We start from the raw sequence: 12039 nt of genomic DNA, 5'->3' as shown, positions 1-12039 counted from the left end.
GGTACCGCGGGACCGGCACGGTCTCGTCCCTCCGTCGAACGCCACGACACGACGGAGAGGTGCCACGCATCATGTACCGGCCGGTTCCAGCGCAGGTCGACCTGTCCCAGCTGGATCATCAGGTGCTCGCGCTCTGGAAGGAGCGCGACGTCTTCGGGCGCAGCCTCGCGCAGTCCGAGGGCAGACCCGAGTGGGTGTTCTACGAGGGGCCGCCCACCGCCAACGGCATGCCGGGCGCGCACCACATCGAGGCGCGCGTGTTCAAGGACGTCTTCCCGCGGTACAAGACCATGAAGGGCTTCCACGTCGGGCGCAAGGCCGGGTGGGACTGCCACGGGCTGCCCGTCGAGCTCGCCGTCGAGAAGGAGCTCGGCTTCTCCGGCAAGCAGGACATCGAGGCCTACGGCGTCGCCGAGTTCAACGCCAAGTGCCGCGAGTCGGTCACCCGGCACACCGACGCGTTCGGCCGGCTCACCGAGCGCATGGGCTACTGGGTCGACATGGACCGCGCCTACCGCACGATGGACCCGCAGTACATCGAGTCCGTGTGGTGGTCGCTCAAGCAGATCTTCGACAAGGGGCTGCTCGCCGAGGACTTCCGGGTCTCGCCGTGGTGCCCGCGGGACCAGACCGGCCTGTCCGACCACGAGCTCGCCCAGGGCTACGAGACCGTGACGGACCCGTCGGTCTTCGTCCGGTTCCCGCTCACCTCCGGCCCGCTCGAGGACGCGGCCCTGCTGGTGTGGACGACCACGCCGTGGACCCTCGTGTCCAACACGGCGGTGGCGGTACACCCCGACGTCACCTACGTCGTGGCCACCGACGGCACCGAGCGCCTGGTGGTGGCCGAGCCCCTCGTCGGCAAGGCGCTCGGCGAGGGCTTCACCACGACCGGCGAGTCCTTCACCGGCAAGCAGATGGAGCGCTGGACGTACCGGCGCCCCTTCGACCTGGTGCCGATGGAGGGCGCGCACTTCGTGGTCCTCGGCACCTACGTGACCACCGAGGACGGCACCGGCCTGGTCCACCAGGCGCCCGCCTTCGGCGCCGACGACTACGCCACGTGCAAGGCCTACGACCTGCCGATGGTGAACCCGATCCAGCCCGACGGCCGGTTCGCGCCCGAGGTGCCCGAGGTCGGCGGCGTGTTCTTCAAGGACGCCGACGCCGTGCTGCTCGACGATCTGCGGGCCCGCGGCCTGCTGTTGCGCCACCTCGCCTACGAGCACAGCTACCCGCACTGCTGGCGATGCCACACGCCGCTGCTGTACTACGCGCAGCCCTCCTGGTACATCCGCACCACCCGCGTCAAGGACGCCCTGCTGCGGGAGAACGAGGGGACCACCTGGCACCCGGAGTCGATCAAGCACGGGCGGTACGGCGACTGGCTCACGAACAACGTCGACTGGGCGCTGTCGCGCAGCCGCTACTGGGGCACCCCGCTGCCCGTCTGGCGCTGCGAGGAGGGCCACCTCACCTGCGTCGGGTCGCTGGCCGAGCTCGGGGCGCTCGCCGGGCGCGACCTGAGCGACCTGGACCCGCACCGCCCCTACATCGACGAGGTCGAGCTGGCCTGCGAGTGCGGTCGCACCGCGCGGCGCGTGCCCGAGGTCATCGACGCCTGGTACGACTCGGGCGCCATGCCGTTCGCGCAGTACGGCTACCCGCACCGCAACGCCGACGCGTTCACCGCGAGCTACCCGGCCGACTTCATCTCCGAGGCGATCGACCAGACCCGCGGCTGGTTCTACACGCTCATGGCGGTCGGCACGCTCGTGTTCGACCGCTCCAGCTACCGCAACGTCGTGTGCCTCGGCCACATCCTCGCCGAGGACGGCCGCAAGATGTCCAAGCACCTCGGCAACATCCTGGAGCCGATGGCCCTGCTGGAGCGGCACGGCGCGGACGCGGTGCGCTGGTTCATGGCGGCCGTCGGCTCGCCCTGGTCGGCGCGGCGGGTCGGGCACACGCTCATCCAGGAGGTCGTGCGGAAGGTCCTGCTGACGTACTGGAACACCGTCGCGTTCCAGAGCCTCTACGCGCGCACCGCGGGCTGGACCCCGGCCGGCAGCGTGCCGGTCGCCGAGCGGCCGGTGCTCGACCGCTGGGTCGTCTCCGAGCTCAACCTGCTCGTCGGCGAGGTCGACGCGGCCATGGACGCGTTCGACACCCAGCGGGCCGGGCGGCTGCTCGCGGCGTTCGTCGACGACCTGTCGAACTGGTACGTGCGGCGGGCCCGGCGCCGGTTCTGGCGCGGCGACCCGGCCGCGCTGAGCACCCTGCACGAGGCGGTCACGACCGTCACGCTGCTCATGGCGCCGCTCACGCCGTTCATGACCGAGCGGGTGTGGCAGGACCTCGTGGTGCCCACGGACCCCGGCGCCGCGGAGTCGGTGCACCTGGCCGCCTACCCGGTCGCGGACCCCACCCTGGTCGACCCGCGCCTGTCGGAGGAGATGGCGCTCGTGCGGCGCCTGGTCGAGCTGGGCCGGGCCGCGCGCGCCGACGCCACCGTGAAGACCCGCCAGCCCCTGGCCCGGGTGCTGATCTCGACGCCGGACCTCGACGGGCCGCTGCTGGAGCTGCTCGCCGAGGAGCTCAACGTGCAGTCCGTCGAGCCGCTCACCGGCTCGCTGGTGAACACCTCGGCGAAGGCGAACTTCCGCAGCCTCGGCAAGCGGTACGGCAAGCGCGTGCAGCAGATCGCGGCCGCCATCGCCGCGACCGACGCCGCGGCCCTCGGCGCCGCGCTGCGCGCGACGGGCTCGGCGACCCTCGAGGTCGGCGGGGAGCCGGTGCTGCTCGAGCGCGAGGACGTGTTCCTCACCGAGACGCCCCGCGAGGGCTGGGCGGTGGCCGGCGACGCCGGCGCGACCGTGGCGCTCGACCTGCACATCACGCCGCAGCTGCGCCGCGCCGGCATCGCCCGCGAGGTGATCCGGCAGGTGCAGGAGGCGCGCAAGTCCTCGGGGCTCGAGGTGGTGGACCGCATCGAGGTCGGATACGCCCCGCCCGGCCCCTCCGACCCGCAGGTCGCGGCGGCGCTGACCGAGCACGCCGCCGCGATCGCCGACGAGGTCCTCGCGACCGCGTTCGGCCCGGGTGAGCCGTGGCCGGGCGCGGAGGTCCACGAGGCGGCGGGCCTGCGGTACTGGCTACGCAAGGCCTGACGCGCCGATCGCCCGCAGCGGGGTGTGCGCCCGGGAGCCGGGCGCACACCCGCGCAGGCGGACCGCCCGGCCGGCGAACCCGTCATCGACAGGCACCGGCCGACCCTAGCGGGGCGGAGCCACCCGCAGCAGGTGCGCGGCGACCGCCTCGACGGAGTCGAACACGGGAACGCCCGGGGTGACCGGCGGCCGGTCGACGACGACCACCGGGATCCCCAGCCGCTCGGCGGCCTCGAGCTTCGCGGCCGTCATGGCGCCGCCGCTGTCCTTGGTGACGAGCACGTCGATGCGGTGCCGCCGCATGAGCTCGATCTCGCCGTCCACCGTGAACGGGCCCCGGTCCCGGATGACGTCCACATTGGACGGGACCGCGTCGGGTTCGTCCACGCACCGCAGCAGGTAGTGGGTCCCGGGGTCGCGGAAGTGGCCGATGCTCTGCCGGCCGGTGGTGAGGAAGACCCGGCGGCCCAGCGACGGCAGCAGCTCGGCGGCGGCCGCGAGCGACGGGACCCGGTGGCCCGCGACCGCATAGCCGGGCCGGCGCAGCACGAGCAGCGGGACGTGCGTCTCGGCGCACGCGAGGGCCGCGTTCGCGGAGATCCGGGCGGCGAAGGGGTGGGTGGCGTCGACCACCGTGTCGACGCGCTCGGCGCGCAGGTAGGCCGCGAGCCCGGCGGGCCCGCCGAAGCCGCCGATGCGAACCTCCCCCGCCGGCCGGGCCGGGTCGGCGACGCGGCCGGCGAGGGAGGAGATCACGCGGTACGGCGGCGGCAGCACCGAGGCCAGCCGCCGGGCCTCCCCGGTGCCGCCCAGGATGAGCAGAGTCGGCACCGGGAAAGCCTAACCCGTCACGGGTAGCTGACCAGGTTCTCGACCTGGTGGCCGGAGTTGACCGCGGCGCCCGTGCTGTTGATGACGTGCGAGATGGTGCCGGTGCCGCCCAGCGAGACGGTCACCATGTCGTGGAACTTGACGCCGGCGGTCTGCGGCACCTCGAACGAGTGCCCGAGCACCGTGCTGGGGTTGGTGCTGAAGTAGCAGTAGCTGCCCAGCCCCCAGGCCTCGTGGCTGGTGACGTTCGCCGCGACCTTGTACGCCGCCCAGCCCTGCGCCCCGCCGCCGCTGGACCAGCCCGACTGGTTCGGCACGTCGTAGGGGATCTCGTTCTGGAAGAAGTACGTGCGCCCGCCGTTGCCGTTCCAGATCACCTGGTACTGCTGATAGTGCTCGACGAAGAGCCCGTAGAACGTCACGTTGGCGCCGTTGACGACGAGTCCGTTGGCGGCGGTGTTCGTGTTCCAGCCGACGGTGCCCCCGTTGCCGTGGTCGGCGCGCCAGATCCAGGCGTGGTCGCCGATCACGTTGTTCGCGTTGATCCGCAGGCTGACCGTGGCCTTGCCGGCCGTCGCGCCGCCGATGCGGAAGAACACGTCGTGCAGCGAAACGGGATCGGCCGAGTGGTCGGCCGACGAGCCGCTCGGGCCGACCTCGAGCAGCACCGGCGAGTTGACGGTGCCCGCGTCGAAGAGGATGCCGGCGAGCTTCACGCCGTCGACGTCGGCGACGGTCATCGCCGTCACGCCGTTGTCCGGCACGATCGTGGCCAGGCCGAGGCCGAGCACGACGGTGTCCGGGCGGGTGATCCGGATGGTGTCGCTGACGTGGTAGACGCCCGGCGTGAACAGCAGGTTCTGCCCGGCGGCGAGGGCCGCGTTGATCGAGGCGGCGGTGGCGCCGGCCTTGACGACGGAGAACTGGCTGATCGGCAGCGAGGTGCCGGCCGTGCTCCCGCCCTGCCACGAGTTGCCGGTCGCGTTGGTGCGCAGGCTCGGCACGAACACCTGGTAGTTGCCGGCGCCGTCGACGTACAGGAACGGCTTCTCCCGCACCACCGGGGTGCTCGCCACGCGCGTGTAGGGCGGGCTCGGGAAGTTGCCGCTGGGCGCGTTCGTGTCGCCGACGAACACCATGTTCCAGTTGGAGCCGGTCCAGCTGCCCATGGCCGAGTTGCGGGTGATCCACTGCTGCTGCGAGCCGGAGCGGATCTGCCCGTCGACGGCCGAGTCGGAGATCCAGCCGCCCGAGGACCAGCCGCCGTCGTCGAGCTGGAGGTTGCCGCGCACGTGCATGCGGCGGTAGGGGGCGGCCTGGGAGACGGCCCACCGGTCGGTGCCGCCGGTCGGGTTGACCGACAGGTTCTCGGCCGAGCGCCAGAAGTTCTGGGTCGCGTTGCCCTGGAACCAGTCCGCCTCGGCGTGCACGGCCCCGTTGATGGTCACCTGGTCCGGCGAGAGGCCGAGGCCGGCGACCTGGGTGTAGAAGCCGACGTTGGCGTCGACGTTGTAGGTGCCCGGCCGGAACAGCAGCGCGTAGCGCTGGGCCCCGAACTGGTTGCTCTGCTGCCCGTTGAACACGGCGTCGAGCCGGCTCTGGATGGTCGCGGCCGGCATCGACGGGTCGAAGACGGACACGTTCGGCCCGAGGTCGGGGTTGCCGGTGTTCGGCGGGTTGCTCGTGGGCGGGTTCGACGTCGGCGGCGTGGTGCCGCCCGGGAGCACCCACTGCTGGTTGGCGCTCGCGAAGCAGTCCCAGATCTGCAGCGGGGTGCCGTCGGCCGAGCTCGGCCCGGTCGCGTCGAGGCACTTGCCGAGCGCGCGCAGCGTGCCGTCGCTGTTGCGCGACCACTGCTGGGCCGCGGTGCCGTTGCAGTCGTAGATCTGGACCTTGGTGCCGTTGGCCGAACTGGCCGCGGCGACGTCGAGACACTTGCCCAGGGCGCGGATCGTGCCGTCGTCGCCGACGGTCCACTGCTGGGCGTTGGTGCCGTTGCAGGTGTAGAGCTGCACCTGCGTGCCGTTGGCCGAACTGGCCGCGGCGACGTCGACGCACTTGCCGCCGTAGCCGGTGATCCGGCCGGAGGTGGCCGCCGAGGCGCTCGTCATGGCGAACACACCGATGCCGGCGACGGCCAGGACGGTCGCCGAGACGGCGAGCCCGATCCTCGTGCGAGGCCGTCGCCGTGTGGTGGAGGGTGTCACTGCGGTCCCTTCTGGGGGTGGGGACGGAAAGCTGTTCCCACCCCCGGGACCACCACTGGGCGCCTGCCGTCAGGCGGCGATCTGGCCCGTGCCGCCGATCGTCTCGTTGACGGACTCGAGCCAGGCCTTCATGTCCGTCGCCTGCAGGCCGGTGCCGCCGACGACGACGGTGCTGCCGGCCAGGAGGGTCGGGTACGACTTCGCCTGGTCCTGCGCGTACGCCCGGGCCGCGTTGGCCGCCTTGAACTCCACGAAGAGCGCCTGCTGCCCGCGGTGCGGCAGCGCGTCACCCTTCTTCTCGTAGCAGTCGAACTGCTTGAAGCTCGCGACGGACGAGCGGTACTTGGGCTCCACGCCGGTGGAGTTGGCGTCCCACTGCCCGAACTTGCAGTCGGGGTCCTTGGTGAACAGCTCTCCGGTCAGCTTTCCGACGGTGGAGAACTCGAGCTTTCCGGCCTGGCCGGAGGTCTTCGCCGAGGCCTTGGCCGACGCGCCGGCGGAGGCCGACGGCGCGGCGGACTCGGCCGCGGGGGCGGAAGCGGGGGCGGAGTCGGTCTTGGGGGCTTCCTTCTTGTCCTCGCCGCACGCGGCGGTGAGCAGCAGCACGGCGCAGACGACGGGCAGCAGGCGCTTCATCGGGGATTCCTTTATGTGGTACCGCATGTGGCACGCGGAGGGTCTTCGTCGGACGAAGAGCAACCTATGCGCGCCGCGGCCCCGTTGAATCCCGGATGTATGCCACCCGACAACCGACGTGTGCTACCTCACCCCCCGGGAAAGGCGGGCCGGCCTCGGGTGAGTCGACCGGCCCGCCGTTTCCCTTTCGTGCCGGTGCCCCGGCCGTCCGCATACCGGGGCACCCGCTCATCGGGCCTCAGCCCCGGTACTGGGCGATGACCTTCGTGTAGTCCCACGCGCTCTGCGAGACGCCGCTGCACGTGTCGTCGTTCGTGCTGCCCCCGTTGCACGGCCGGTCGCGGTTGGCCGACCAGAACGTGAACCGGGCCAGGTGGTGCTGCTGCGCGTAGGCGAGCATGGTGCGGAAGTCCGCCACGGTGACGGTCTCGCCGACGTCGGTGATCCCGTTCATCGAGGAGATGCCGGAGTGCCGGTAGGCCTGGTCGTCGGTGTAGTGGTAGCCGTTCTTGACCACGTTCTTGAGGCCCTCGGCCGCCTGGACGGTCAGGTTGCCCATGTTCTGCCCGGCCGCGCCGAAGTCGAACGGCATGATGGTCCACGCGTCGACGGTCAGGCCGCTGGCCGCGGCCCGGTTGATCATCGACGAGTCCGGCCCGGTGCGGTCGCTCGGGAACGTGACGTAGACGGCGGTGTTCGGGTTGTTGGCCTTGACGGTCTTGAGCGCGTCGATGGTGCGCTGCTGCAGGGTCGGGTTGTTGTAGACCGTGCCCTCGATGTCGATGTCGATCGCCTTGAGGCCGTAGGCGTTGATGACCTTCTGGTAGGCCGCGGCGAGCGCGCTCGCGCTGCTGCAGGTCTGCTCCAGCCACGGCCCGCTGGCCCCGCCGAACGACACGGCGACGTCACCGCCGGCGCCGCGGATGTTGTTGATGGTGGTCTGGTCCTGCCCGCCGGTGAGCGGCCGGTTGCCGTCCCAGAGCGGGTCGCAGGCGCCGTTGGAGAGGATGAACGCCATCGTGAACCACTTGACGCCGGTCGCGCTCATGATGGTGCGCGGGTCGGGCAGGTTGCCCCAGCCGAGGTAGGCGTAGGGCGCCGCGCCCATCGCCGGGTTGGACGTGGGCGGGTTGGACGTGGGCGGGTTCGACGTCGGCGGGTTGGAGGTCGGCGTCGTGGTGCCCCCGGGCAGCGTCCACTTCTGGTTGGCACTGGCGAAGCAGTCCCAGATCTGCAGCGGGGTGCCGTCGGCCGAGCTCGGCCCGGTCGCGTCGAGGCACTTGCCGAGGGCGCGCAGCGTGCCGTCGCTGTTGCGGGTCCACTTCTGGGCGGTGGTGCCGTTGCAGTCGTAGATCTGGACCTTGGTGCCGTTGGCCGAACTGGCCGCGGCGACGTCGAGACACTTGCCCAGGGCGCGGATCGTGCCGTCGTCGCCGACGGTCCACTGCTGGGCGTTGGTGCCGTTGCAGGTGTAGAGCTGCACCTGCGTGCCGTTCGCGGAGCTGGCCGCGGCGACGTCGACGCACTTGCCGCCGTAGCCGGTGATGGCTCCGACGGTGGCGGCGGACGCGGAGTTCATCGCCACGACGCCGACCACGCCGACGACGGCGAGGGCGGCCGCGACGATCACTCCGCGGCGGATCAGGCGGGTTCTTGCCATGGGAGGCCTTTCATGAGGGTGGCCCCGGACGGGCGCCGTTTCGGGCGGCGAGCTATCTGTTAAGCGCCCTTCCAGATTGAGGGCAGGCTATGACCAGATCCATCACGCGTCAATAAAAGAGGCAAAAAAAGGGGTGCCATTAAGGTCCCCTTGAGCCTGGCGACACGGCGTGAGCAGGGCGTTGCTCAGCGCCGGGCGATCCCCGGCAACCGGCCGGGGGCGGAGGTGGCGGCGGGGGCCGCTCAGGGACGCGACGGCGCGGCTACGGCCGGGACGCCCGGCGCAGCAGCTCGGCCATGGGCAGGGTCGCGGCGCCGAAGGCGACCGCGTCGGGGCCGAGCTCGCACAGCTCGATCGAGACCTGGCCGAAGGGGTGCTCGAGGGCCTGCTCCTCGGCCGCCGCGCGGATCTTGTCGAGCAGGCGGCCACCGAGGGCCAGGCCGGCCCAGCCGCCGAGGACCACGCGCTCGGGGTTGAACAGGTTGACCAGGTTGCCGATGCCGGCGCCGAGCATGCCGGCGGTCTCGTCGAGGGTCGCGGCCGCGGCGTCGGTGCCGGCGGCGATGAGCGCGGCCACGTCGGCCATCTCGCCCGCGGCGGCGGGGCGGGACGGGTCGAGGGCCCGCGCCCGCTCGAGGATGCCCTCGGCGCCGACGTAGGCCTCCAGGCAGCCCCGCGCGCCGCAGCGGCACTGCCGGCCGCCGTAGACGACCGTGGTGTGCCCCCACTCCCCCGCGCTGCTGCTGGCGCCGCGGTAGACGGTGCCGTTGGTGATCACGGCCGCCCCGACGCCCGAGCCGACGAGCACGATCACCGCGTTGCCGGCGCCCCGGCCGGCGCCGAACCACATCTCGGCCTGGCCCTGGGTCTTGGCGCCGTTCTCGACGAACAGCGGGGCGGTGATCCCGCGCTCGCGCAGCAGGGTGTGGAACGAGACCCCGCGCCAGCCCAGCGTCGGGGCGTAGACCAGCGGCGGGTCGGCCTGCTCGACGGTGCCGGGCACGCCGATGCCGATGCCGAGCACGTCCTGCGCCGCGGTGTCCTTGAGCACCGCACGGATGCCGGCCTCGAGCTGGCCCGCGACCACGGACGGGTCGGGGCGCGAGGACGGCAGCGGCTCGTCGACGGTGGCCAGGCGGGTCATCGACAGGTCGAACAGCTCGACCTTGACCCCGGTCTCGCCGACGTCGGCGCCGACCAGCCGGCCGAAGTCCGGGTTGACGCGCAGCAGCACGCGGGGGCGGCCCCCGTCGGACTCGATCTGGCCGGCCTCGATGATGAGGCCCTCGTGCAGCAGCTCGGCCGTCACGCTGCTGGCGGTCGCGGCGCTGAGACCGGTGATGCGGCTCAGGTCGTGGCGGCTGAGCGGTCCCCGGAAGAACAGCTCGGACAGCAGCGTCGAGCGATTGCGCCGGCGCATGTCGCGCGTCGTCGCCCGTTCGACCTCGATGCGCACCACCGCGGTTCCGACCTCCCCCTTGATCCCTCGGTAGCGATCGTGTCACGCGCGCCGATGCGCGTCGACACCGGAGGTCCGGTTCACCGCCCGCGCCCGCCACGCCACCCCGCGACCAGGCCGATCGTCACACCGGGCCGCTCGATCGCCGCCGCGCCCGCCGGGCCACCCCCGCGACCAGGCCGATCGTCACCACCACGAAGGCCCCGGTGAGCAGCGCCACCTTGCCCCGCTTGTCCGGACCGGCGCCCGCCGCGGCGCCCGGGCCCGGCTTCGGGGCCGCGGCCGGGCTCGACGCGACCGGCGAGGGCGACGGCTCCGGGCGCCGCACGGTGTACCGCAGGATGCTCACCGGCCCCGGCTGGTCGGACACGGTGAGGAAGTCCCGGCCGTCCGGCGTGTACGCGATCGCCTCGCCCTGCGGCTCGTCCGGCAGCGGGGTGACCCTCGGCGTGCCGGTGGTGATCGCCTTGGCCACGTCACCGTCGGGCACGTCGAACTCGTAGGCGTCGGCGTAGGTGCGCACGACCGCCCGGGTGCCGTCGGGCGAGACGGCCGCGCCGGTGACGAACCCGTCGCCGAGGAAGCCGAACGGGTTGCTGGTGCCGGTGTGCGTGGCCTCGAAGCGGCCGACGGCGGTCAGCGGGGCCCCCTCGGCGTTGTCCGTCGGCAGCGGGGTGTCGAGCCGGAACACCTGGCCGCTGGGGTCCTTGGTGACGATGACCGGGCGGCCCGACCCGTCGATCATCAGCGCCTCGGCGTCCCGCGGGGTCCCGTCGGGGTACCGCAGCCGATGGATCTTCATGCTCTTCGCCCCGGGCGCGAGCGTCCACAACGCGATCGTGTCGCGGCGCTTGCCGGAGCCGCCGGTGAGCGGGCTGTTGTCGCCGATGTCGGCGATCCACACCGTGCCGTCGCGGCCCACGGCGAGGTCCTCGGGGTCGCGGGCCGTCGTCGGGTAGCCCACGCTGCGGGTCACCTTGCAGTCCGGGCCCAGGTAGAACAAGCGGGTCTTCCTCGGCTCGGGGTTGGAGTCGTTCTCCACGAGGTACCCGCCGCCGGGCAGCGCGGCGAGGCCGGACGCCTCGGTGACCGCCGGGTCGGTGATGCGGCACGCCTCCCTGGCCCCTTCGGGCCGGGCGAACGCCGGCGCGGGAGCGGCCACGGCGCACAGGACAACCGCCCCGATCACCGCCGCCCGTCGCACGCGTCCCAGTCTGACAGAGCCGATGCCGGGCGAGACGACCAGATGACCGTGGGTCGTACGAACAGACGCATACAGTAACCGACTCGTTGGTGGAATGCGACGTTTCGCGTCCCGCAAATATGGAACATTTCGGACATGAAGACATGGGGGAATCTGGCCGGGCTGGCGGCCGGGATCGCCGCGCTGCCGCTGCTGGGCTCGGGGGCGATCGCGAGTCCGGCCACCGGCGAGCCGGTCGTCATCGCACGCTACGACTTCGACACGGCCCAGAAGGGCGCCACCGTCGCCGACCTCTCCGGGCACGGCCACACGCTGAAGCCGTCCGCCGGCCACGGGGGCAAGGTGAAGCTGTCGGCGCGCGGCACCGGGCGCGCGGCCGTGTTCCCGGCCAAGTGCAGCGGCGGGAAGTGCCCGCGCGCGGTGCTGCAGGCGCCGGACGCGCCCGAGCTCAACCCGGGCGCGAACCCGATCCGCTTCGGCGCGACGGTGCTGCTGGCCAAGGGCCAGACCGGCTCGGGCGAGAACATCCTGCAGAAGGGGTACTCGGCCTCGGGCGGGCAGTACAAGCTCCAGGTCGACGGCAGGGCGGGCCGGCCCAGCTGCGTCGTGTCCGACAACGTCGTGCGCGGCATCCACGTCGCGCGCTCCGACGTCTCGATCGCCGACGGCACGTGGCACACGCTCGAGTGCCGCCGCGCCGGCACGGAGCTGACCCTGCTGGTGGACGGGGCCGTGCACGCCACGCTCGCCATCCCGGCCACGCTGAGCATCACCAACACCGTGCCGCTGAGCATCGGCGGCAAGGGCGACGGCGCCGACAACGACCAGTTCCACGGCACCCTCGACGACGTGTGGATCGCCCTCGGCTAGTC

The 12039-nt window shown here is 72.3% G+C and carries 8 protein-coding genes; 2 read left to right on the top strand and 6 right to left on the bottom strand.

Translation table 11 applies throughout. From position 1 onward, the window contains the following. Positions 1-71: 71 nt before the first annotated feature. On the top strand, positions 72-3170 hold the full coding sequence (gene ileS, locus ACQP1P_RS12110; protein WP_433089974.1) for an isoleucine--tRNA ligase: 3099 nt from the start codon (positions 72-74) through the stop codon (positions 3168-3170). Positions 3171-3275: 105 nt separating this feature from the next. Here ileS and ACQP1P_RS12105 read toward each other — a convergent pair whose 3' ends face one another. The 6 genes from ACQP1P_RS12105 to ACQP1P_RS12080 form a co-directional block, all read right to left on the bottom strand. Continuing rightward, a complete protein-coding gene (locus ACQP1P_RS12105) occupies positions 3276-4001 on the bottom strand; it encodes a cobalt-precorrin-6A reductase (RefSeq protein WP_433086021.1) in 726 nt (241 codons plus the stop codon). Positions 4002-4018: 17 nt separating this feature from the next. Next, positions 4019-6112: a ricin-type beta-trefoil lectin domain protein gene (locus ACQP1P_RS12100; RefSeq protein WP_433086019.1), complete on the bottom strand. Its 2094-nt coding sequence runs from the start codon at positions 6110-6112 to the stop codon at positions 4019-4021. Positions 6113-6277: 165 nt separating this feature from the next. Then, positions 6278-6844: a hypothetical protein gene (locus ACQP1P_RS12095; protein WP_433086017.1), complete on the bottom strand. Its 567-nt coding sequence runs from the start codon at positions 6842-6844 to the stop codon at positions 6278-6280. 238 nt (positions 6845-7082) lie between these two features. Next, positions 7083-8504: a ricin-type beta-trefoil lectin domain protein gene (locus ACQP1P_RS12090; protein WP_433086015.1), complete on the bottom strand. Its 1422-nt coding sequence runs from the start codon at positions 8502-8504 to the stop codon at positions 7083-7085. 262 nt (positions 8505-8766) lie between these two features. After that, positions 8767-9963 (bottom strand): ROK family protein, encoded by a 1197-nt coding sequence (locus ACQP1P_RS12085; protein WP_433086013.1) that lies wholly within the window; start codon positions 9961-9963, stop codon positions 8767-8769. Between the two features lie 124 nt (positions 9964-10087). After that, a complete protein-coding gene (locus ACQP1P_RS12080) occupies positions 10088-11167 on the bottom strand; it encodes a hypothetical protein (RefSeq protein WP_433086011.1) in 1080 nt (359 codons plus the stop codon). 135 nt (positions 11168-11302) lie between these two features. Here ACQP1P_RS12080 and ACQP1P_RS12075 point away from each other — a divergent pair, with 135 nt between their 5' ends. After that, entirely contained in the window at positions 11303-12037 is a 735-nt protein-coding gene (locus ACQP1P_RS12075; protein WP_433086009.1) for a LamG-like jellyroll fold domain-containing protein, read from the top strand. Positions 12038-12039: the final 2 nt, after the last annotated feature.

The sequence above is a fragment of the Dactylosporangium sp. CA-052675 genome, assembly GCF_050947935.1.
Classification (GTDB): Bacteria; Actinomycetota; Actinomycetes; order Mycobacteriales; family Micromonosporaceae; genus Dactylosporangium.
The sequence above is the reverse complement of the archived record's forward strand: the minus strand, read 5'-3'. Positions and strand labels throughout refer to the sequence as shown.